This is a genomic window from Sphingomonas sp. ID1715, assembly GCF_013044515.1.
In the GTDB taxonomy this organism is placed as follows: domain Bacteria; phylum Pseudomonadota; class Alphaproteobacteria; order Sphingomonadales; family Sphingomonadaceae; genus Sphingomonas_B.
Map to the genome: position 1 here is coordinate 615,774 of NZ_JABEPR010000002.1, position 21,262 is coordinate 637,035.

General features: G+C 66.2%; 26 protein-coding genes and 1 pseudogene. 11 read left to right on the forward strand and 16 right to left on the reverse strand.

What is annotated here, in order from left to right; all coding sequences use genetic code 11:
- Positions 1–15: 15 nt before the first annotated feature.
- A complete protein-coding gene (gene sppA, locus HJG53_RS07970) occupies positions 16–1,854 on the forward strand; it encodes a signal peptide peptidase SppA (RefSeq protein WP_171129259.1) in 1,839 nt (612 codons plus the stop codon).
- Entirely contained in the window at positions 1,854–2,396 is a 543-nt protein-coding gene (locus HJG53_RS07975) for an arsinothricin resistance N-acetyltransferase ArsN1 family B (RefSeq protein ID WP_254447598.1), read from the forward strand. Before sppA ends, HJG53_RS07975 begins: the two co-directional genes overlap by 1 nt.
- Here HJG53_RS07975 and HJG53_RS07980 read toward each other — a convergent pair.
- The 3 genes from HJG53_RS07980 to HJG53_RS07990 form a co-directional block, all read right to left on the reverse strand.
- Positions 2,374–3,480: a hypothetical protein gene (locus HJG53_RS07980; protein WP_171129263.1), complete on the reverse strand. Its 1,107-nt coding sequence runs from the start codon at positions 3,478–3,480 to the stop codon at positions 2,374–2,376. The genes HJG53_RS07975 and HJG53_RS07980 overlap by 23 nt on opposite strands.
- On the reverse strand, positions 3,455–4,876 hold the full coding sequence (locus HJG53_RS07985) for an MBOAT family protein (protein WP_171129265.1): 1,422 nt from the start codon (positions 4,874–4,876) through the stop codon (positions 3,455–3,457). Before HJG53_RS07985 ends, HJG53_RS07980 begins: the two co-directional genes overlap by 26 nt.
- A gap of 79 nt (positions 4,877–4,955) precedes the next feature.
- Positions 4,956–6,515: a winged helix-turn-helix domain-containing protein gene (locus HJG53_RS07990; RefSeq protein WP_171129267.1), complete on the reverse strand. Its 1,560-nt coding sequence runs from the start codon at positions 6,513–6,515 to the stop codon at positions 4,956–4,958.
- A 77-nt stretch (positions 6,516–6,592) separates the two neighbouring features.
- Between HJG53_RS07990 and HJG53_RS07995 the strand changes: the two genes are divergently transcribed.
- Positions 6,593–7,264, forward strand: coding sequence for a PEPxxWA-CTERM sorting domain-containing protein (locus HJG53_RS07995; RefSeq protein WP_171129269.1), 672 nt, complete (start codon positions 6,593–6,595; stop codon positions 7,262–7,264).
- A gap of 54 nt (positions 7,265–7,318) precedes the next feature.
- Here the strand turns inward: HJG53_RS07995 and HJG53_RS08000 are convergent, their stop codons facing one another.
- The 3 genes from HJG53_RS08000 to HJG53_RS08010 all read right to left on the reverse strand — a co-directional run bounded on the left by HJG53_RS08000 (position 7,319) and on the right by HJG53_RS08010 (position 10,102).
- Positions 7,319–8,152, reverse strand: a complete 834-nt coding sequence (locus HJG53_RS08000) for a TorF family putative porin (protein ID WP_171129271.1) — start codon at positions 8,150–8,152, stop codon at positions 7,319–7,321.
- 194 nt (positions 8,153–8,346) lie between these two features.
- Complete coding sequence (locus HJG53_RS08005) at positions 8,347–9,747, reverse strand: ammonium transporter (protein WP_171129709.1); 1,401 nt, start codon at positions 9,745–9,747, stop codon at positions 8,347–8,349.
- Between the two features lie 16 nt (positions 9,748–9,763).
- Positions 9,764–10,102 (reverse strand): P-II family nitrogen regulator, encoded by a 339-nt coding sequence (locus tag HJG53_RS08010; RefSeq protein WP_171129273.1) that lies wholly within the window; start codon positions 10,100–10,102, stop codon positions 9,764–9,766.
- A gap of 192 nt (positions 10,103–10,294) precedes the next feature.
- On the opposite strand from HJG53_RS08010, the gene HJG53_RS08015 reads away from it, so the two are divergent.
- Positions 10,295–10,639 carry a cytochrome c family protein gene (locus HJG53_RS08015; RefSeq protein ID WP_254447599.1) on the forward strand — a complete coding sequence of 115 codons (345 nt, stop codon included), beginning with the start codon at positions 10,295–10,297 and terminating at the stop codon, positions 10,637–10,639.
- Positions 10,640–10,686: 47 nt separating this feature from the next.
- On the forward strand, positions 10,687–11,040 hold the full coding sequence (locus HJG53_RS08020) for a PilZ domain-containing protein (RefSeq protein WP_171129277.1): 354 nt from the start codon (positions 10,687–10,689) through the stop codon (positions 11,038–11,040).
- Between the two features lie 82 nt (positions 11,041–11,122).
- Here the strand turns inward: HJG53_RS08020 and HJG53_RS08025 are convergent, their stop codons facing one another.
- The 3 genes from HJG53_RS08025 to HJG53_RS08035 form a co-directional block, all read right to left on the reverse strand.
- The gene (locus HJG53_RS08025) at positions 11,123–11,296 is read right to left on the reverse strand and encodes a hypothetical protein (protein WP_171129279.1); all 174 of its coding nucleotides are present in this window, start codon (positions 11,294–11,296) and stop codon (positions 11,123–11,125) included.
- Positions 11,297–11,409: 113 nt separating this feature from the next.
- Complete coding sequence (locus HJG53_RS08030) at positions 11,410–12,255, reverse strand: LytTR family DNA-binding domain-containing protein (protein WP_171129281.1); 846 nt, start codon at positions 12,253–12,255, stop codon at positions 11,410–11,412.
- A 36-nt stretch (positions 12,256–12,291) separates the two neighbouring features.
- The gene (locus HJG53_RS08035; RefSeq protein ID WP_217352685.1) at positions 12,292–12,435 is read right to left on the reverse strand and encodes a hypothetical protein; all 144 of its coding nucleotides are present in this window, start codon (positions 12,433–12,435) and stop codon (positions 12,292–12,294) included.
- A gap of 142 nt (positions 12,436–12,577) precedes the next feature.
- Here HJG53_RS08035 and HJG53_RS08040 point away from each other — a divergent pair, with 142 nt between their 5' ends.
- Entirely contained in the window at positions 12,578–13,276 is a 699-nt protein-coding gene (locus HJG53_RS08040) for a Crp/Fnr family transcriptional regulator (RefSeq protein WP_254447600.1), read from the forward strand.
- 124 nt (positions 13,277–13,400) lie between these two features.
- Here HJG53_RS08040 and HJG53_RS08045 read toward each other — a convergent pair whose 3' ends face one another.
- Complete coding sequence (locus tag HJG53_RS08045; RefSeq protein WP_171129287.1) at positions 13,401–13,883, reverse strand: Hsp20 family protein; 483 nt, start codon at positions 13,881–13,883, stop codon at positions 13,401–13,403.
- Between the two features lie 177 nt (positions 13,884–14,060).
- Between HJG53_RS08045 and tatB the strand changes: the two are divergent.
- Positions 14,061–14,291 (forward strand): annotated as a pseudogene (gene tatB, locus HJG53_RS08050) (Sec-independent protein translocase protein TatB); the annotation flags it as partial.
- Positions 14,292–14,377: 86 nt separating this feature from the next.
- Positions 14,378–15,148 carry a twin-arginine translocase subunit TatC gene (tatC, locus tag HJG53_RS08055; RefSeq protein ID WP_171129291.1) on the forward strand — a complete coding sequence of 257 codons (771 nt, stop codon included), beginning with the start codon at positions 14,378–14,380 and terminating at the stop codon, positions 15,146–15,148.
- A gap of 6 nt (positions 15,149–15,154) precedes the next feature.
- On the opposite strand, the gene HJG53_RS08060 is transcribed toward tatC, so the two are convergent.
- The 3 genes from HJG53_RS08060 to HJG53_RS08070 all read right to left on the reverse strand — a co-directional run bounded on the left by HJG53_RS08060 (position 15,155) and on the right by HJG53_RS08070 (position 17,322).
- The gene (locus tag HJG53_RS08060; protein ID WP_171129293.1) at positions 15,155–15,286 is read right to left on the reverse strand and encodes an entericidin EcnA/B family protein; all 132 of its coding nucleotides are present in this window, start codon (positions 15,284–15,286) and stop codon (positions 15,155–15,157) included.
- A 256-nt stretch (positions 15,287–15,542) separates the two neighbouring features.
- Complete coding sequence (locus HJG53_RS08065) at positions 15,543–17,144, reverse strand: sensor histidine kinase (RefSeq protein WP_171129295.1); 1,602 nt, start codon at positions 17,142–17,144, stop codon at positions 15,543–15,545.
- A gap of 10 nt (positions 17,145–17,154) precedes the next feature.
- Positions 17,155–17,322, reverse strand: coding sequence for a NepR family anti-sigma factor (locus HJG53_RS08070; protein WP_171129297.1), 168 nt, complete (start codon positions 17,320–17,322; stop codon positions 17,155–17,157).
- 226 nt (positions 17,323–17,548) lie between these two features.
- On the opposite strand from HJG53_RS08070, the gene HJG53_RS08075 reads away from it, so the two are divergent.
- From HJG53_RS08075 to HJG53_RS08080, 3 genes are all read left to right on the forward strand, one after another.
- Positions 17,549–18,349 carry a response regulator gene (locus HJG53_RS08075; protein WP_171129298.1) on the forward strand — a complete coding sequence of 267 codons (801 nt, stop codon included), beginning with the start codon at positions 17,549–17,551 and terminating at the stop codon, positions 18,347–18,349.
- Positions 18,350–18,413: 64 nt separating this feature from the next.
- Complete coding sequence (locus HJG53_RS18980; RefSeq protein ID WP_302477356.1) at positions 18,414–18,545, forward strand: hypothetical protein; 132 nt, start codon at positions 18,414–18,416, stop codon at positions 18,543–18,545.
- Positions 18,546–18,599: 54 nt separating this feature from the next.
- Positions 18,600–19,265, forward strand: coding sequence for a sigma-70 family RNA polymerase sigma factor (locus tag HJG53_RS08080; RefSeq protein ID WP_171129300.1), 666 nt, complete (start codon positions 18,600–18,602; stop codon positions 19,263–19,265).
- A gap of 23 nt (positions 19,266–19,288) precedes the next feature.
- On the opposite strand, the gene HJG53_RS08085 is transcribed toward HJG53_RS08080, so the two are convergent.
- The 3 genes from HJG53_RS08085 to fdxA form a co-directional block, all read right to left on the reverse strand.
- Positions 19,289–20,008 (reverse strand): head GIN domain-containing protein, encoded by a 720-nt coding sequence (locus HJG53_RS08085; protein ID WP_171129301.1) that lies wholly within the window; start codon positions 20,006–20,008, stop codon positions 19,289–19,291.
- Between the two features lie 117 nt (positions 20,009–20,125).
- Complete coding sequence (locus HJG53_RS08090) at positions 20,126–20,674, reverse strand: CarD family transcriptional regulator (protein ID WP_171129303.1); 549 nt, start codon at positions 20,672–20,674, stop codon at positions 20,126–20,128.
- Positions 20,675–20,897: 223 nt separating this feature from the next.
- Positions 20,898–21,236: a ferredoxin FdxA gene (gene fdxA, locus HJG53_RS08095; protein WP_171129306.1), complete on the reverse strand. Its 339-nt coding sequence runs from the start codon at positions 21,234–21,236 to the stop codon at positions 20,898–20,900.
- Between the last annotated feature and the right edge of the window lie 26 nt (positions 21,237–21,262).

Sequence of the window (21,262 nt, forward strand, 5' to 3'; positions counted from 1 at the left end):
GCGGAGATGATCTGAATGCGCCTTCTTGCCGGTTTCTGGCGACTGCTCGTCGGCATCAAGGACGGGCTGGTGCTTGTCTTCATGCTGCTGTTCTTCGCCGCCCTGCACGCGGCGCTGACCTGGAGCCCCCCGCGGAACACGGGATCGGGCGCGCTGCTGCTCGACCTTGACGGCACGATCGTCGAACAGCCGGCCGAGCGCGCACTGTTCGATCTCGGCGGCGGCGCGGCGGCGCGCGAGCATCGGCTGCGCGACGTGGTGCGTGCGCTCGACGCGGCGCGGACCGATGGCGACATCAAGGCGGTCGTGCTGGACCTGGACCGGTTCCTGGGCGGCGGTCAGGTCGCGCTCGAACAGGTCGGCGCGGCGCTCGACCGGGTGAAGCGCAGCGGCAAGCCGGTCCTCGCCTATGCGACCGGCTATACCGACGACGGCTATCTGCTGGCCGCGCATGCGAGCGAAGTGTGGCTGAACCCGATGGGCGCGGTCGCGTTCACCGGACCGGGCGGATCGCGGCTCTATTACAAGGGGCTGCTCGACCGGCTCGGCGTGAACGCGCATGTCTATCGCGTCGGTGCGTTCAAGTCGGCGGTGGAGCCCTATATTCGCGCCGACCAGTCACCCGAGGCCAGGCGCGCCAACGAGGCGCTGGCCGGCGCGCTGTGGACTGGCTGGCTGCGCAACGTGCAGGCCGCGCGACCCAAGGCGCGGCTGGCGGAAGCGGTCGCGGATCCTGCCGCCGGCGGGCGCCTGGCCGAAGCGGCGTTGCAGCGCAGTCTGGTCGATCGCCTGGCCGAGCGCGAAGCCTTTACGGAGCATGTCGCGAAGATCGCCGGCGAGGACGCCAAGCGCGGCAGCTACAAGACGGTCCGGCTCGACGACTGGGTCGCCGCCCATCCCGTCAAATATGGCGGCGGCAAGATCGGCGTGGTGACCGTCGCCGGCACGATCCAGGACGGCGAGGCGGGGCCGGGGACCGCCGGCGGCGAGACGATCGCCAAGGCGATCCGCCAGGCGCTCGCGCGGCAGGAGTTGAAAGCGCTGGTGGTGCGGGTGGATTCGCCCGGCGGATCGGCGCTCGCGTCGGAACGCATCCGCTCGGCATTGCTGGAGGCGAAGCGGGCCGGATTGCCGGTCGTGGTCTCGATGGGATCGGTCGCGGCATCCGGCGGCTATTGGGTAGCGACCGCCGGCGATCGGGTATTCGCCGAGCCCACCACCATCACCGGATCGATCGGCGTGTTCGGCGTGCTGCCGACGTTCGAGGCGTCGCTCGCCAAGATCGGCGTGACCAGCGACGGCGTGCGCACCACGCCGCTTTCGGGCCAGCCCGATCTGTTCGGCGGCACCAGCCCGGAGTTTGACCGGCTCGCCCAGACTGGGGTGGAGGACATGTATCGGCGCTTCATCGGCCTGGTCGCCACCGCCCGCAGGCTGTCGCCCGAGCGGGTGAACGAGATCGCGCAAGGCCGGGTGTGGGACGGCGGCAGCGCGCGGCAGCTGGGCCTGGTCGATGCCTTCGGCGGGTTCGACGATGCGGTGCGGGAAGCGGCGCGGCGGGCCAAACTCGACACGGACGACGCCACGCTCGTCTATCTCGAACGGCAGCCGAGCTGGTGGGAACGGATGGCAGACGAATGGCGCCGGCCTGAGGACGAAAGCGGCGGCGATGTGCTGGCCCTGCTCGGCACGCGCCAGACGGCGCTTGCCTGGAGCGCGGTCGCAGATGCGCGGCGACTCGCCAGCGGTGGTGGCTCGATCCAGGCACGCTGCCTCGAATGCGGCGCGGCGCTGCCGCCAAGCCGTCCGAGTGTCGGCCTGCTGGCCTGGCTGCTGACGAAGCTGCCACTCTGATGCACGTGCGCCCCGCATTGCCGGCCGACGCGGCGCGGGTCGCCGCGATCTACGCGCCTTATGTGACGCACCGCGGCGTCTCCTTCGAGGAAGCGCCACCGGATGCGGCCGAGATGGCGGCCAGAATGGCCAAGTTGAACGGGCTGTTTCCCTGGCTGGTGGCCGAGCAGGACGCAGAGGTGCTCGGCTACGCCTATGCCGGATCGTTCCGTGCCCGCGCCGCCTACCGCTTCGCTGTCGAGACGACCGTCTATGTCGCCGAGGAGGCGCACCGGCGCGGAGTCGGGCGCCTGCTCTACCGCCACCTGCTCGCCACGCTGCGAGCACAGGGATTCACCCAAGCAATCGCGATCATCGCCTTGCCGAACCATGCCTCGGTGCGGTTGCACGAGAGTTTCGGCTTTGAAGCGGTCGGTCTCAATCGGCGCGTCGGCTGGAAGGACGGCCATTGGGTCGATGTGGGCATTTGGCAGCTGGAGCTGTGCGACAGCGGGGCGGCGCCGACCGAACCGCAGCCGTTCAGCGCGACTGGGACACCTTAGTTCGATCACCTGAAATGCGTGGCGTGATCGTGCGCAGCAGTTCGACCAGTCGAATCGTGAAGGGCGTGCGATCGGATCGGCTGAGGTGCGACAATTCGACCGTATGCATCTGACGAAGCACGGGATCGTCCTGCCAATAGATGCCAGGCGCTCGGGTGGCGGCAAGCAGCCGCTCCCAGCTTTGGCTTCGCGGGTGGATCTTGTCCTCGATGATGATCAGCGGCGGGTCTGACGGGGAGCGGACGAAGACCACTTCGCCACCGCGCGCACGTATCAACCGAACATCGCGGGCGACCTCAGCGATCGCCTTGTCCTTCTCCGCCTTTGTAAGCGGCTTTGCCCAGGGCGGTGGCGGGAGCAGCCAGATCGATGCGGCCCGCTTGCGATAGGCGGCATCGGTCTCCACGCGCGACCACATCCAACTGTTTCGACCGGCGCCGCTTTCCGAAAGCTTCCAAGGCTGGTTGAACCCGCCCCGCGCGGTGCGCTGCGGGACGTCCAGATGTTCGAGCCAGCCCTGCGGGTCCATGCGGCCATCGAGGAACGCGAAGGTGCCGGCGAGCCGGTCGAAGATCGGCAGGCCGAGGCGCTTGAACAATGGCTCGTCCTTCGCCTCCTTGACCAGACTGACGGCACTGCCGCCCCGGCCCCAGAACACCAGCGGATCATAGCCGACCACCACCAGTCCGCGCACCTTCGGGTCCTTGGCCAGATCTGCGAGCACCGGTCGCGGACTCGTGCCTTCGCGGGCGAGTTGAATAGGCTGCCGACCGGTCAGCTTGCCCCACAAGAGGGTGTCCACATCGAACATCAGCCGCGACGAGCCGACAATGACGGTGGCATTCGGGTCCGCATCGACCCGCCGTCGCTCGCGCGCCCATTGCACATTGCTATCGCCCAGATCGGCGGTGGTCAGCCCCTCCGCGCGCATCTTGGCTTCCCAGGCGCCGACTCCCAAGGCGATGACGAGCAGCGCCACGAGCAACGCACGCACCCAATCGATCGGCGGCGCCACGCGCTCCGCCATCGGACGCACCCAATAGTCGTCGCGCGACAGGTCAGAACTGGAAGTAGATGAAGGCACTTCCCTCTCCCTGAGCAAGAATGACCGCGGCCGCCATCACGCCTACGACCAGACCGACCAACCAGGCGGGCCGGCGGGCGACCACATCCTCCAGTTCGCGATCGCGCATCAGCCAATGCGCCGTGAACATCGCCCCCATCGTGATGGCGGTGAGCGCCAGCGGTACGGTGGCGATGATCGGCGGAGCGCTTGGCCGCAGGCCCGCCATATCCGCCAGCAGCTTGCCCGCCGCGGCGAAGTCTGGCGCGCGGAAGAACACCCAGGTGATGCAGACCAGCAGATAGGTGAGCAGCGCCACCAGCAGCTTGGGCACAAGGGAGCGGGGCTCGCCCTTCCAGCCGAACCGTTCGCGGAGGAAACGCTCTCCTGACAGATACAGGCCGTGCAGCCCGCCCCAGACGACGAAGGTCCAATTGGCGCCGTGCCACAGCCCGCCGAGCAGCATGGTCAGCATCAGATTACGATAGGTGCGCCAGCGGCTGCCGCGATTGCCGCCAAGCGGAATGTACAGATAGTCGCGCAGCCAGGTGGACAGGGAAATATGCCAGCGCCGCCAGAAGTCGGAAAAACCGATCGCGGCATAGGGATAACGGAAGTTCACCGGCAGCGAAAAACCGAGGCACAGCGACACGCCGATCGCGCAGGTCGAATAGCCGGCAAAATCGGCGAAGATCTGGCCGGAAAAGGCGATCACGCCCGCCCATGCGTCGAGCGGCGGCAGCGGCTGCCGAGCACCGAAGACGTCTTCCGCCACTTCCGCAAGCAGCGTGTCGGCAACGACCACCTTCTGGAACAGGCCGAGCACGATCAGGGCGAGGCCCCAGAGAAACAGCGGCCGGCTGGCGACGCGAGGAGTCGCAAACTGCGGCATCAGGTCGATCGGCCGCACGATCGGGCCGGCCACCAGATGCGGAAAATAGGTCACGAACAATGCGAAATCGAGGAAGCTGTCGCCGGGCTTGGCGCGCTTGAGATACACATCGAGCGTGTAGGACAGCGTAACGAAAGTGTAGAAGCTGATGCCGATCGGCAGCACGATGTCCCAGGCGGGCGGCACATAGGCGACCCCGATCGCCCCCATCAGCGCCTGCCAATTCTTCAGCGCGAACGCCCCATATTTGAAGTAGCTGAGCATGCCCAGGTTGAGCGCGAGGCTGACCAGCAGCAGCCGCTTGCGTTGGCGGGGCCGCTCTTCGCGGTAGATCAGCTTGGCCATCCACCAGTCGACCACCGTCGACGCCCACAATAACAGGATGAAGGGCGGATTCCACGCGGCGTAGAAGATGTAGCTGAAAATCAGCAGGTTGAACTTCTTCACCTGCCAGGAAAATGGCGCGTAGTGGAAGCAAACGACGATCAGGAAGAAGACGACGAACGTCAGTGAATTGAAGACCAACGCCAAGCTCCCCCTGCCCGCGCGCCGGCCTTAACATAGTTTAGGCCGGCGCGTCAGCCCGCCCGGGTGGGTCGATCGCTCAGCGCGGGAGGAGGTGGTCCGGCGTCACTCCGGCCTCGCGCCAATAACGCTCAAGCCCCATGTCGCGGCAGAGCTGCGCGAAGCGGGGATCGGCGCGCGCGGGCGCGACGACGGGATTGAACAGCATCATCGTCTTCTTGAACCGCTGATCGTTGACCGACTGGCCGGGTGCGGCCGGCGCCGACGGGTTGAGCAGCGGGCCGCGGAACAGCAGATAGGCGTCGGTGACCTGAAAGACGTAGTCGATCTCGCCCAAGGCGCTGAACAGCAGCACCGCATTGACGGCGCCGCCACCGCCATAGCGGGCGGCGGCGAGGTTTGCCGCGATTGCGCGGCCGCGGAGCGCGGGCGTCTTCAGCGCCTGCATGGTCGTGCGCCAGAGCTCGGCGCCCGCGCCCATCATCCGCTCGGCCTCCGGCGTTGCCAGCATGCGCAGCGCCGCGTCGGGTCGGCCGGTCAGGCCGAAAATGTGCATGCGCGCATACCAGATCGCGGGATGGCGCGGCCACAGCTGCAGGCCGCGGTCTATCGTCCGGTCGGCCGCGGGCAGATCGCCCAGGAACCATTGGTGATAGGCACGACGATATTGGAAGATCGGCGAGAGCGGATCGAGCCCGGCCGCGCGGATCACGTAGCGCGCGCCATCGCGGATCCGCCCGACCGAGATCATCAATATACCCATCGCCGCGAGCGCGTCGAGCTGATCGGCGTGGCGGTCGAGCACCGGCTGCAGCCGCCGCTCCGCCGACAACCAGTCGCCATAGATAGGCGGCAGGGTCGCCAGCGCCGCCTCGGCGTCGGGCTGGTGCGGTTCGAGCGCCAGCGCCCGGCGCGCCGATTGCTGGCATTTGGCGGTGGCCGCGTCGATCTGTTCGACCGGAGCATATTCGGCCATGTTGCGCTGGGCGATGGAAAGCATGCCCCAGGCTTCCGCATCGTCGGGCGCACGCGCGATCGCCTGGCGCAGGAAGCCAGCGCCTTGTTCGTCGCCATCGGGATATTGATCGCGAAGCGCCTGGCGCGCGCGGTCGAGCAGCGCCTGCACCTGCGGGTCGCGCGCCGGCTTGCGGGTCGCGAGCCACGCTCCGGCGCCGGCCAGGGCAGCAGCGCCGCCCGCCACGAGCCCTCGGCGCGTCCAGTCTCGTGAGACGGCGGGCGTGGCGACGAGGGGGGCGTCGAGCCGGTAGCCGATCTTCGGAATCGTCTCGATCCCGCCTTCGGCGCCGGCCTGTTTGAGCGCGCGCCGCGCTTCGCCAACGGCGCGGTTGAGCGCGTCGTCGCCGACCACCTGGCCGTTCCAGCAGATGGCGTTCAGCTGCTCGCGCGTGACGACCTCGCCGCCCGCTTCGGCGAGGGTGACCAGCACCTGCATGACCCGCGGTTCGACGGTGACGGCACTCGCCGGACCTTCGAGCCGGCGAAGGGCGGGTCGGATGCGCACCGGTCCGACGGCAAGCTCGGGCCGATAGGCGAGTTCGGCGGGGCGGCGGGCCGCGTTCAGGAAACGACCGAGAAACCCTTGCCTTAGCAAATCATCGGCGAAAGATCGGTGTTCCATCATTCACCCCCGGGCGCGAGGATAGCAGCATCCCCGCACGGCGACAAAGCCGGTCAATCAGGGGAAAGAGAATGACAATGTTGTTGAAAACGCTGAGCGCCGGCGCGTTGCTGGCGTTGGCATCGGCTGCGCAGGCGGACACCGCCGCGGACCCGCTCGGCGACTTCCTCGCCAGCTTCACCGGGGCGCAGAATGCCGACCTCGACCTGGTGAGCGCCAGCGCCCGTTCCGATGGGAGCAACTTCATCCTGAGTTCGACGTCGGCGGGTGCGATCGGCAGTTCGGCCGGCAGCCTGTTCGTGTGGGGGATCAATCGCGGGCAGGGCACGCCACGGCTGAGCTTCGGCAATCCGAGCATCGGCGGCAATGTCCGCTTCGATTCGGTCGCCGTGTTCTTCCCGGACGGGACCGCGCGCGCGGTGACCTTCCCGGCGGTGGGCGCGCCGCAGATCACGCCGCTGGCGGGCGCGGTCACCGTGGTGGGGAACACGATCACCGGCGTGGTGCCGATCGCCTTGCTGCCGTCGAACGGTTTTGCGCCGACCAGCTATACCTTCACGCTCTGGTCGCGGCTGCGGGTCAATCCGGCGCTGGACGGCACCAATGCCGAAGTGGCCGACTTTGCACCGAACGGACGGGCGCTGTTCGCCAGCGTGCCCGAGCCCGCAAGCTGGGCGATGATGATCGCCGGCTTCGGCCTAGCCGGTGCCGCGACGCGCCGGCGTCAGGCGAAGCCGGTCTTCGCCTGATCAAGGACGGTGCGAAGCAATCCAGCCTCCGTTGGATTGCTTCGCACCGGGTAATCAGAAGGCCGCAGTCAGCGAGAAGACGACCGTGCCGCTCGAGATCGAACGGCCGCTCGCCACCGTCCCGAAGTTGGGCAGGAGCGGCAGGCGATCCGATCGCTTGATGTCGGTGTCGACATAAGCGACGCCCAAGGTCAGATTCTTCCAGGTGGTGTCGACCCCCAGAAGCCAGTCGAAATATTTGCCGGTTGGCGCCACGCTGGTGCCGTTGGGGCCGAGGCCGGGATTGCCGTCCGAATAGCCGAGATGCCCCTTGAAGGTGAACGGCGTCTTGGGAATGGCAAAGGCCGCATCGCCCCAGATATAGAAATTGTCGTCCTTCGCGCCCGGGTTCGACGGGGTGCCGGCGACATATTCGGCGCCGGTGAGATACCAGCGGCCGAGCGCCTGCTGTTTGGGCGCATAGGCGACGCCCGCCGTCAGCGCGGCCGGGCCGACAGTGCCGCTGACCTTCACATAAGGTTCGGCGAAATCGGTTTTGTCGGCGCCGCCCGCATACATGTACCAGGTGAGGCCGACATCGATGGTGGCGGCGCCCACCGGGAATTTGAAGCCACCGTAAATGTCTGACTCGAGGTTCGGTCCGCCGAACGTGCCCCAGCCCGCCAGGTTGGAGCCGAACACGCCGACATAAACGCCACTTTTGTGGTTGAGCTGGATGCTGCCCTGGACGGCGGGATCCTTGTCGCTCTGCGAAACGCCGCGGAAACGATAGTCGGACACGCCGGCGACGCTGCCGCTGATCGTGAAGTCCGACGCTTCCTCTTCGGCCATGGCGGCGGAAGAGACGAAGAAGAGGCCCAATGCCAGGACCTGGAGAGACGTGCGCATAATACCCCGCTTGCTTGGGTTATCGTCACGTCCAGCCTGCGACCGGCCAGTCCGGCCTCAATCGGGCCGGTGCCACCGGTGACGGGATCATGACAGAGTTTTGGCACCGCACAAGGAAAAAAATTGTGCACTGCAGCAAAAAAGAGGCCGGCGAGTCGCCTCGCCGGCCAGTCGTCCCTCGCAGGTGGACCTCGTCAGTAGTTGTAGGCGCGCTCGCCATGGGAGGAGAGGTCGAGCCCTTCGCGCTCGGCATCCTCGCTCGGGCGGAGGCCAATGGTCTTGTTCAGGATGAAATAGAGGATGGCCGACACGCCACCCGACCAGACCAGGGTGATCAGCACCGCCTTGACCTGGGTGAGCAGCTGGCCGGCCATGTCATAGGTGCCGGGCACGGCCGGGAAGACGGTGTAATCATACCATCCCTGTCCGCCGAGCGCCGGATCGGCGACGATCGCGGTGCCGATCGCACCGACGATGCCGCCGATGCAGTGAACGCCGAACACATCGAGCGTGTCGTCATATTGCAAGCGGTTCTTCACCGTGGCGACGAAGAAGTAGCAGATCGGCGAGACGATCAGGCCGAGCAGGATCGACGTGCCCGGCGCCGCAAATCCCGCGGCCGGCGTGATCGCGACCAGACCGGCCACAGCGCCGGTCGCCGCGCCCAGCATCGACGGCTTCCCATGCTTGATCTGCTCGACGACCGACCAGCTGACCGCCGCCGCCGCCGTGGCGACGAAGGTGTTGAGGAAGGCGAGCGCCGCCAAGCCGTTCGATTCCAGGTTCGAGCCGGCGTTGAAGCCGAACCAGCCGACCCAGAGCAGGCTGGCGCCGATCATCGTCATGGTCAGCGAGTGCGGCGGGGTGGCCTCGCGGGGCCAGCCGATCCGCTTGCCGATCATGATCGCGCCGACCAGGCCGGCAATGCCGGCGTTGATGTGAACGACGGTGCCGCCGGCAAAGTCCAGCGCGCCCAGTCCGTAGAGATAGCCGGAGTCGGTGGGCGCATCGGGCAGGAAGTCGGGGCCAGCGAAATACCAGACCATGTGCGCGATCGGGAAGTATACGATCGTCAGCCAGGCGACGACGAAGATCATCAGCGAGGTGAACTTCACCCGCTCGGCAAAGGCGCCGACGATCAGCGCCGGCGTGATGCAGGCGAACGTCATCTGAAAGACCACATAGACATATTCGGGCAGATAGACGTTGTTGCTGAACGTCGCCGCATAGGTGCTGGTCGACACGCCTTGCAGGAAGGCCTTGGATAGGTTGCCCACGAACGGCGATCCGCCGGTGAATGCGAGGCTATAGCCCCAGGATACCCAGACCAGGGCCGCCACGCAGACGATCATCAGCACCTGCATCAGCAGGCTCAGCATGTTCTTGGTGCGGACGAGACCGCCGTAGAAAAGCGCCAGCGCCGGCACCGACATCATCAGCACCAGAGCGGCAGAGACGAGCATCCAGGCGACATCGCCCTTGTTGACCATCCCGGCCATCTGCTCGGCAGTCGGTGCCTTGATCGGCCCCGCCTGCGCCCAGCCAGGCGCCGCAGTGAGGCCGAGCAGAGCGGCCGCGGCAAGCTTCAGCTTCATCATGAACTCCCCTTGTTCAGATCGCCGCATCGTTGGTCTCCCCCGTGCGGATGCGGACCGCGTGACCGACTTCGATCACGAAGATCTTGCCGTCGCCGATCGAGCCGGTGTGGGCGGCCTGCTGGATCGCCTCCACCACCCGCTCCACCTGATTGGTGGGGCAGACCACCTCGACCTTGATCTTCGGCACGGTGTTGGTGGTGTATTCGGCGCCGCGGTAGATTTCTTTCTGACCCTTTTGTCGCCCGAAGCCCTGCACTTCGGTCACGGTCAGACCCGATACGCCAAGCGCGGTGAGCGCCTCGCGGACTTGGTCCAGCTTGAACGGCTTGATAATGGCGGTGACGAGCTTCATCCGCAGTCCCCTATGTTCCCCAGCACGAATGTTTCACAGCGATGACATGATCGTCAACGAAAATTGTGCAGGTGCGAAGAGTTTTGTTTCGCAGTTGCGAGAACGGTAACAGCTGTGACCAGTCGTGCCTCACTTGCCGTTCATCGTCAGCGGCTTAGAGAGGCGGCAACAGCGAGGAAGGAAATGGTGACGATGCGGATATTGCTGATCGCTTTGGCATCGATGACGGGCGTTGCGGCACACGCGCAGACCGATCCGAGCTTTGCACCATGTGCGGTGTGCCACACGGTCAAGCCCGGACAGAACCGGCTCGGCCCCACGCTGGCGGGCGTAGTCGGCCGCAAGAAGGCGGCCGTCGCGAACTTCAATTACTCGCCTGCGTTCAAGGCGCAGAAGGGCGTCTGGACCGAGGCCGAGCTGGACGCCTTCCTCGCCAATCCGCGCGCCAAGGTGCCCGGCACGCGCATGGTCTATGTCGGCATGCCCGACAAGGCGAAGCGCGCGAAGCTGATCGCTTGGCTGAAGGCACAAAGGTAAGCGCGCCGTTTACCAGTCTTTCACGCCCCTGCGCCTAGTCATTGCGCATGGAGAATGGTCACCACAGCCTGCTCGACGACAGCGCCGGCCCGATCGCGCGGGAGAAGCGGTTCGCCGTCTTCCTGCGCGGCGTGATCGGACGCGCCGGCAGCCGCAACCGCATGCCGCTCACCGTGCGCAACATTTCGGCGCATGGTCTGAAAGGCGAGTGCGCCTACCCGCCGCTGCCGGGCGAACCGGTGGAAGTCGACCTGCCCGGCATCGGCGCGATCTTCGGCGCCGTCCGTTGGGGCGATGGCCAGGGGATCGGCATCGAGTTTGACGGACCGATCGATCCGACGCTCGCCTTCACCCGCAACCGGCCGGGCATCCGCCGCTCCGGGCTGCTTTCCGCACACTGAACGTCGCGCGTTCGTCGAAGCCCTGCCCGGCACGGGGGTGGTTGGGGGAGTGTGCCGGACAGGACTTCGCTGAACGCCCGCCTCAGCGCCGAGCGCGGAGCGGGATCACGGCGGCCGCCTCAGGGACCTCGGCCGCAAGCTCGACGAGACGCTGGTGGAGCAGCCGCACGCGCCGACTGCCCTCGACCTCTTTCAAAGTCGCCGGATCCGCGCATTCGTAGCGGGCGGCGCGCAACAGGTCGGTGACATCGTGCATGGCATCCGCCTGCAGTCGCAGCGGTGCTTGCGAAAGCGCCCCTCGACGAGGCCCGCCGCGCCGCGTCGAACGTCACCGCCGGGCGGCGAACGACCCCTCAGGCCAGCCGAACGTCAGGCGGGTATTCGGCCCTTGTCGCGCTGCTTACCAATGATGCCCGTGACCGAGTCACGATAGCTGCGGCCGACCGGCACTTCCTGGCCGTCAGTGAGACGCACTGCGAGCGCGCCGGAGGGCTTGCGCAGCAACGCGACGATTGCGCTCCGCCGGCAGACGGCGGAACGGTGCACGCGGGCAAAGGCGTTTGGATCGAGCTGCGCCTCCAGGCCAGACAAGGTGGCGCGCAGCAGGCCGCCGCCGCCGCGGGCATGCAGCCGGACATAATCACCCTCGGCCTCCACCCAATCAATGTCGCCGGCATCGACCCGGACCGTCTCCCGCCCCCTGCTTACCCAGAATGCGTCGGCATAGGCCGGGCCGTTGGGGATCGGCTCGGCGGGGGGCTGCTCCTCCCCGCGGCTTGGAGACGGGAGCAAAGGCGCGAAGCTCAGGAAGGCGAGCGAGCCGCCGAGGAAATAGCCGGCCCAGATCAGCGCGAAGCGCAAATGCCGTTCGAAGGTCGAGGGGGGCTCGCCAAGTTCGAGCACAACCAGCCGATCGATGCCGGCGCGACCGGCGATCATCAGCGCGCAACAGGCGAGACCGGCGCCGAGCAGGATCGGGATCCGATCCTTCAGAGGGCGGACGGCGACGCGGTCGGCAAACAGGGTGAAGCCATAGAAGAGCAGCGCGCCAAGCGCGGTCGCCAGCACCCGCCGCGTCTGCCAGATAGCGGAGGGAAACTGATCCTGCAGCTGGTTCCAGGCGAGGAACAGCAGATAGGTCGCCGCCCAGAAGGCCAAAGCGCAAGCGATGCGAAGACGTTCGCGCGCCGGCACGCGCTGCAACAGCGAAAGCATGGCGCCCAGATAGGGTCTGCAGCGCCCAGGCGAAAGCTATTCGCTGACGATCGGAAAACTTCCGTTCGTGCTGGGCGGCCCATCGCCCGGGCCGGCGACCTGCACGGCGAGCCAGATGATGCCCGCCGCCCAGAACAGCGCCCGCCAGCGGCTGCGGAAGAGTTTGGAATAGCCGAACATGGTCGGCTTCATCGCATGAGACGCTTACTCGGTCGTGAAGATCACGACGAAAATTGCGCGTGTGCGATGCGTCACAGGCGTCGAGCGCGAATCAGGGCAATAAGCCCGCATGTATGTTGCGTAAGCGTTCGGAGGCTCGACGATGGGGATGATCATGAAGGCCGAAGAACTGTCCCGGATGATGCCTGCCAATGCGCTGATCTCGTCCTGGGGCGAGGCCGAGCTGCAGGATCTGCTGGAGCGTGCCCAGCTTTGCCCGATGAAGAAGGGCGACGTGCTGCTCCACCAGGGCGATACCGGCGACTATCTGATCATCGTGCTGGACGGCACCGTCCGCATCTCGATGGTCGCGTCGAACGGACGGGAGATCATCCTCGACTATCTCGAGCCCGGCAGCGTGATCGGCGAGATCGCGATGCTGGACGGCGGCGAGCGGACCGCGAGCGTCACGGCGCTCGGCGAAGGCAAATATCTGAAGCTCGGCGCCCCGACGTTTCGCGAAGTGCTCGAAAAGCATCCGAGCGTCGCCTGGCGGCTGCTGCGCGACATGGCGCGCCGGCTGCGCAATGCCAACAATACGATTGAGAGCGATCGCGCCTATGCCTCCGGCCCTAGGCTGGCGCGGACGCTCCAGCGGCTGATGCAAACGGGGGCGGAAGGCGCCGCGCTCAGGCTGGACCTCAGCCAGAGCGAGCTGGGCGCGTTCGCAGGCATCAGCCGCGAAAACATCAACCGGCAGCTCGGCGCCTGGGCCGATGCCGGCATCGTATCTCTGGAGAGCGGGCGGGTTCGCGTGCTCGATCGGGATGTTCTGGAAGAAATCGCGATGGCGGCCGAGTAGCTTATCGGCCGAAGCCTTCGTCACGGCGCATCGTCGACCCCGCGCCGGCACGAGGTTCCATCGTCATGCCACCAGAACCGGGGCGGCCCGACCAGGGGGTGGGCCGCCCCATTTTCTATGCCGCTCAGGCGGCGGCGCTATGCTCGATCGTCTTGGTGTCGTTCGAGGCCGCCGGCTGCGCAGTGGCGCCGATCGCGATCTTCTGCGGCTTCATCGCCTCGGGGATCTCGCGGACCAGCTCGATGGTCAGCAGGCCGTCGGCGAGGTTCGCGCTTTCCACCCGCACGAAGTCGGCGAGTTCGAAGCGGCGCTCGAAGCTGCGATTGGCGATGCCGACATGCAGGAAGTTGCTGCGGTCCTGCTGGGCCGCTTCCTTCCTGCCGGTAACCAGCAGCAGGTTCTGCTGGGCGGTGATGTCGATCTCGTTCTTCCTGAAGCCGGCCACGGCGAGGGTGATCCGGTAACGGTCCTCGGCCAGCCGCTCGAGATCGAAGGGCGGATAATTGTCGCCCGAAGCCGCGCTGCGCGCGCTGTTTTCGAGCAGGTCGAACAGCCGGTCGAACCCGACCATGGACCGACGATAGGGAGTGAGGTCAAAGCTACGCATATCGATATCTCCTCATGAGCATAAAGACTGCATGGCGCCCCGAAATGGCGGCGCCGGCTACATGCCGGACCCCGAAAGGCAGCCCGACGTAACGGAATCTAGGGCGCGCCGTTTCGCGTTCAAGAGGGGGATCGGCGCTCTTCCGGCCCGACCGATAATGGCCTAAGCCCCGCGCCGATGTTCGATATTGCGCCCACCGAATTGCTGCTCTGCGCCGTCGTCGCGCTGGTGGTGATCGGCCCCAAGGATCTACCAAAGGCGATGCGCGTGCTCGGCCATTGGGTCGGCCGCGCGCGTGCCGTGGCGCGGCATTTCCGCTCCGGCATCGACGCGATGATCCGGGAGTCGGAACTGGCCGAGATGGAAAAGAAGTGGGCCGAGGAAAATGCACGCATCATGCGCGAGCATCCCGTCACCGCGGATCAGCCGCAGATGCTGCCGCTCGCCGATCCGCCTCCCCCGCCGCCGTCCGCGCCTGCCGATGAGGGCGAGCGGTGAAGGACATAGACGACACGCGCGCCCCGCTGCTCGAGCATCTGGTCGAGCTCAGGAAGCGGCTGCTGGTCTCGCTGCTCTGGCTCGGACTGGCGTTCGGCATTTGCCTGTATTTCGCGCGGCCGATCTTTGCCTTTCTGGTCCAACCGCTGCTCAGGGCGGGTCAGAATCGCGTCATCTACACGGACGTGTTCGAAGCCTTCTTCGTCGACGTGAAGGTCGCCTTCTTCGCCGCGCTGATGCTCGCCTTTCCGGTACTGGCGACGCAGGTCTGGAAGTTCGTGGCGCCGGGCCTCTATCGCAAGGAGAAGGAAGCCCTGCTGCCCTTCCTGGTGATGACGCCGGTGCTGTTCGGGACGGGCGCGGCGCTCGCTTACTATGTCGCCATGCCGATCGCGCTGCATTTCCTGCTCGGCTACCAAGGCAATGTCGGCGGTGTGCAACAGGAGGCGCTGCCGGGTGTCGGCAATTACCTGAACTTCGTGACCAAGTTCATGTTCGGGTTCGGCGTCGCCTTTCTGACGCCGGTGCTGCTGATGCTGCTGGAGCGCGCCGGAATCGTCACGCGCGCGCAGCTGATGAGCGGAAGGCGTTATGCGATCGTGATCGCCTTCATCATCGCGGCGGTGCTGACGCCGCCGGACATTATCTCGCAGCTGCTGCTCGCGGTCCCGCTGGTATTGCTCTACGAGCTCGCGCTGATCGCGATCTGGTTCACCGAACGGAAGCGACAGAAGGAGGCCCTCCCGGCCGAAACCGAGAAGGCCTGACCGTCCTTACTTGTTGATCTCTTCCTTCACTTCCTGGCTGGCGGACTGAAGGTCCTTGCCGGCGCCGCTGACAGTGTTGCAGGCGCCGAGAAAGAGAGTGCCGGCGACGAGCGCCAGCGCCACGGATTTGCGAAGCATAGTCTGTCTCCTGTTGGACGCGACCCAAAGCGCGCGCGGATCAAATGCGCGAAGGCGCACACTGTTCCGTTTGAGAAAGGAACGGCCAGGCCATGCAGATGCCAAAAAATTTGGGCCCGGAGACACCACCGGGGGGAGGCTGGTGTGTCCGGGCCCATTGTCTTGGATAGCGAGAGCGGGGGGGCAAAAGGTCACTATCCGAACTGCAGAACGCCCTCCGAAGCGAAGAGTTCCAGCCGACCCGAACTTTTTTGAATTATTTTTTCGGCTCGGCATCGCTTTCGACGATCATCGGGAAACAGACCTGGAAGCTGCCCGCAGCGCGGTCCCGTTCCAGCGGGCTGCGGAGCTGGCGGGACAGGCCTTCCAGCACCCGTCCATAGCGTTCGGCGAGAAGCGCCTCGAGCCGCTCGCCGTCACTGAGCGCCGGCGATGCGACGACGAGGCAGGCGCGACCGGGTTCCGGCTGGCGCAGCACGGAGATGCGCACCGCGGCCGCCGGATCGATGCTCATCGCGAGTTCCACCAGCTCCGTCGTCAAAAAGGCGATGGGAATCGCCGTGTCCTGCCCGACATGAACGACCGGGGCGTCGATCAGGATCGCCAGCCGGTTCGCTTCGCCGGGCGCGGTCGCGCGGAGGTTGGCCGCCAGTTCGCCGATCAGCGAGCGCAGATTGACGCCGCGATTCTCCTCCAACTCGGCATAGTGGTTGCGGTGGACGACGGCGAGCGCATCGACGCGGCGGCTGATGGACGAATAGGCGGCGGTCGCCTCCGGGCTTTTCGCAGCCCGCGCGTGCAGGTTGATCAGGCTGGAGACGACCTGGAGATTGTTCTTCACCCGGTGATGCACTTCCCGCGTCAGCCGCGTCTGTCTAGACAGGCCGAGCGCCAGCTCTTCCTCATGCGCCGCCACCGTATGGCTGATCGTTTGGAAGGTTTGGCCGAGTTCCGAGATTTCGCGGGCGGGAATGGTCATGCGGCGCAAAGGCGTGAAAATCTCTCCCGGCTGGTAGGTCGCGATGTTGGCGCGAAGCTGCCCCAGCGGTGCGATGACGAGCCGGTTGAACACGATCCAGGCGACCAGCAGCGCCACTAGCCACATGATGATCGGCACCAGCATGGTCAGGATCTCGGCCGGCGTGAACGGCGCGGAGCGGACCGAGAAGATCAACTCGATCGGCGCGTTTGGAACCATCGCCGTCACGATCTCCCGTCGAGCCAGGCCGCCGCCTGGCACGCCCTCGATGAGCGGCAATTCCCGGTCGGCGGCGCTGAGGACAAGATTATAGGCGCCGGTGAAGCCCGCCGGGCGGAGCGATCGCACGAGTTGCGCGCGGGGATAGAAGGCCAGCGCAACGAAGGCGCGCGTGTCGCTGGACAGCACGACCGTCATGCCCTCACCGGACAAGGTCACAATCGTGTCACTGCGGAGCGGCGCCGCAGGCAGGCGCCGGGCGGTCGCAAGCGCGCCGCACACCGGCCGCCCGCCACGCGTGACGATCGCATAGCGCGTCGCCTCGCCGAACGAAGTGGCGAGCACGCTTTGGGCACGGGCACAGATGCTCTCCGCATCCGCGCCGCGCTCAAGCAGATTGACCGCCGCGCGCAGCGTGGTGCCGTCGACGGCCAGTTCGGATCCAAGGCGGCGGGCGCTTTCCATCGCCGCGATGCGCACACTGGCGCGGCGTTCGAGATCGGCGCTGCGCGAAATCTGGAGGGACGCGAAGACGGCCAGCAGGCCGAGCGGCAGCAAGGCGAGCGTCAGCAGGATCAGGAGGCGGAGCCCGGCGGAAAGACGGGCGAACCACTCGACAGCTGCCGCGCCTACCCCGCGCGCGGAAACGGCGCTGGCCATGAGCAATCGATTATTTGAGCTTGCCGAGCAGGTCCAGCATCTCTTGCGGAATCTCTTCCTCAACGGCCTTTTCGTAGACGGAGCGCAAGGCGTCGCCGACCGGACCTTCCGGTGCGGTCTTCTTGGCTGACGGAGTCACCTTGCCTTCAACCTTGCGCTTGGCGTTCGATACCAACATTACCCCCCAACAGCAGGCGACGCCGCATGCTCAAGGAATGATCAACCATAAGTGCGGCCCAGGCGCATCTAGCCGCCCTAAGCCCGTCGTGAAACTAATTAGCGTTTCGTTTGTTCCACCCCCGCGCCATATTTTTTCACGCCGGCCGGTGCAGGGGGGAAGGGGGTTGCCAAGCCTGCCGAGCCCGCTCCATGGACGGAACAACGAAGCGGGAGTTCCAATACCTATGTCGCTTGGTCAACAACTGGCCCCTCACCTCCCTTTCCTGCGCCGCTATGCTCGCGCGCTCACCGGCAGCCAGCAGCACGGGGATTCCTATGTGAAGGCGGCCCTTGAAGCGATCGTGCAGGCGCCCGACCAATTCCCCCGCGATGTCGATCCGCGGCTGGGCCTCTACAAGACTTTCCAGGCGATCTGGGGCTCGGTGAACGTTGCCAATGACGACGATCCGATCGGCGTGGACGGCACCGACAATGAATCGATCGCGCGCGCGCGGCTGGCGCGGCTCACGCCGTTGCCGCGCCAGGCGCTGCTGCTGACCGCGATGGAAGGCTTCACGCCGGAAGACACCGGCTATCTGATCGAAACCGACGCCGACGAGGTCGACCGGCTGGTGGCCGAGGCGCTCTCGGAGATTGAGGAACAGACCCGCGCCGAGGTGCTGATCATCGAGGACGAGCCGATCATCGCAATGGACCTGGAGACGATCGTTCGTGACCTGGGCCATGACGTGACCGGCGTCGCCGTCACCCGCGACGAGGCGGTGGCGCAGGCGAAGGCGCGCCGGCCGGGGCTGGTGCTCGCCGACATCCAGCTGGCCGACGACAGTTCGGGTATCGACGCGGTGAAGGACATCCTGTCCGAGTTCTCGGTGCCGGTGATCTTCATCACGGCTTTCCCGGAGCGGTTGCTGACCGGCGAGCGGCCGGAGCCGACCTTCCTGATTACCAAGCCATTTCAACGCTCTACCGTCAAGGCAGCGATCGCGCAGGCACTGTTCTTCGATCGCGCGACGGTGCCGGCCTGAGCGCCGGAACCTGCGTCGGTCGCGGGCGTTATCCTGCCCGTGACCGTAGCAGGGGCGAAATGAAATGGCCGACAACGACGTGCACCGCACAGCGACGGAGGCGCGCGGCGCGTCCAAGCAGGGCGTGGTGCGCTATATTCTCGCCATCGCGCTTGCGCTGGTGATCCTCGCGTTCCTCGTCATCACGCTCGTCTGATCTTCGCGCGCTCGTTCGCGGGCGATTGCATCGTTTCTCGATTCAAGGTTCTGAATGGCTGAAGCCCACGCCCGCCGCATCGACGACGACGAACCGGAGGCGGCGCCGCACGCGGCGCTTTCCGATGAGGAATTTCGCGAGCAATTGGGTCTCGTGATTCCGCATTTGCGCGCGTTCGGCCGGTCGCTTTCGGGCAACCGGGACACGGCCGACGATCTGGTGCAGGAAACGCTGCTCAAGGCCTGGGCGGCGCGCAAGCGCTTCCAGGCCGGCACCAACATGCGCGCCTGGACCTTCATCATCCTGCGCAATCTCTATCTTTCCCAGATGCGCCGCGCGCGCTTCAAGGGCGAATGGGACGATCTGGCGGCCGACCGGCTGCTCGCCGCGCCGGCCAGCCAGGACCGCCACGTGGAGCTTGCCGACATGCAGCGGGCGCTGATGCACCTGCCGCAGCCGCAGCGCGAGGCGCTGATCCTGGTCGGTGCGGGCGGCTTCGCCTATGAGGAGGCGGCCGAGATCTGCGGCGTGGCGGTCGGCACGATCAAGAGCCGTGTCGCGCGCGGCCGCGTGGCGCTCGAAGCGCTGCTGTCCGAAGGCGCATTGCCGTCACGGCGCGACAGCGCCGGCAATGGTGGCCGTGGTGCCCTCGAAACGATCATGGGCCAGGTCGACGATCTCAGCCGCGACGCGCCGCAGGAGCTCGATCCGGATAGGTAGGGGCGGCGAAGCCGCCACCCGCGTCAGCCGCAGCGAACGTTTCCGGACCCCATCTTGCTGACCTTGCAGCGGGGATTGCCGACCAGCTCGACATCGCCTGAGCCGAGGATCGATACATCGGCCTCGCCGCTCACCTGCGCGCGTACGTCGCCCGAGCCGGCGATGCTGATCTTGGCGCGTTCCGCCTTCAGCCCTTGTGCGGAGAGACTGCCGGAGCCGGCGATCGACACCTCGATCGACTTGGCCTGACCGGTCAGCGACGTCCCGCCCGAGCCGGCGATGTCGAACGAAGCGGCGTCGGCCTGCAGCGTGCCGATCGCCAGATTGCCGGATCCGGCAACTGCGCCTTCGAACGAGGTCGCCTGCACCCGATCGACCTTCATGTCGCCGGAGCCGGCGATCGACGCCCCGCGCAGGCGCGGCAAGGTGACGGTCACGACGGCGGACCCGCGATCGCGCGACCAGCCGAAGTGCCATTTGCCTTCGCGCCCAACGCGCAGCTTGCCATCCACCACTTCGATCTCGAGCCGGTCGAGCACGTCCTGCGGACCGGTGGCGGTCACCGACTCCGCGCCGCCGACCTTGACGATCACATTGTCGGAACCCCGCAGTTCGACCCGGTCGAAGCCGCGCACCGAGAAGCTGCGGCTGCCGCTCGGTCCACCATCGCCGCCTTCGGCATGAACCACGCCGCAGGCGCTCAGCGTCGCGACCGCAATGGCAAGAAGTGGCAGACGTGACATCAGGTCCTCCCGAACTGTGTTGTATCGGCAATACACCTACCGGTCTTTGCTGTCCAGAGCGCAAACGAAAAGGGCGGCGCCGTCGCCGGCACCGCCCCTTTTCCCCAAGCTCAATGCTTATTCGGCTTCGGCAGCCGCGTCGGCCTTGGCCTTGTTGTAGATGGCCGCAGCCTTGTTCAGGATCTCGAGGATCTTCTTCAGCGCGCCCGGCTCGTCCAGCTGCTCCATCGCCGCCAGTTCGCGGGCGAGGCGGCTGGCGGCCGCTTCGAAGATCTGGCGCTCGGAATAGCTCTGCTCCGGCTGGTCGTCGGCACGGAACAGGTCGCGCACGACCTCCGCGATCGAGACGAGGTCGCCCGAGTTGATCTTGGCCTCATATTCCTGGGCGCGGCGCGACCACATGGTGCGCTTCACCTTCGGCTTGCCCTTCAGCGTTTCCATCGCCTCGCGCATCGTCTTGTCGGACGACAGCTTGCGCATGCCGACGCTTTCCGCCTTGTTGGTCGGAACGCGGAGCGTCATCCGCTCCTTTTCGAAACGCAGGACGTAAAGTTCCAGGCTCGCACCGGCGATTTCCTGCCGCTGGAGTTCCACGACGCGGCCCACGCCGTGCTTGGGATAGACAACATAATCGCCAACATCGAAGCTGAGCGCCTTGGCAGCCATGAGTGACCTTTCTGTCTTCTTGGTCCGACCCGACGCGTGCTCCCGGGCCCGGGGAGCATAAGCGACCTCGTCAGGGCAGGACGGTCAGAGGAGGAGTTGGACCTTTCTGCAGATGTAAGGGACATCTGTTCCGAGCCAAGCCCGGTGGAACCCGCTTAACAGATTCGCAATATAATTGCCAGCGCTGTCAGCAACCCGGTCCGGCGCGGGACGGCAGCGCCGCTCAATCGCCCTGGCCAGGCTCCGGCGAGAAGAACTTGTCGTACTTGCCGTCCTGGCCCTTGAACTCGTCGGCATCGGCCGGCGCCCCGCGGCTGCGGGTGACGTTCGGCCATTGCGCCGAGAAGGTGGCGTTGAGCTCCAGCCATTTCTCAAGGCCGTTTTCGGTGTCGGGCAGGATCGCTTCCGCCGGGCATTCCGGCTCGCACACGCCGCAGTCGATGCATTCGCTGGGATTGATGACGAGCATGTTCTCGCCCTCGTAGAAGCAATCGACCGGGCAGACCTCGACGCAGTCCATATATTTGCAGCGGATGCAGGCGTCGGTGACGACATAGGTCATGGTAAGCGGGCCCCTTGGGTGTTTGC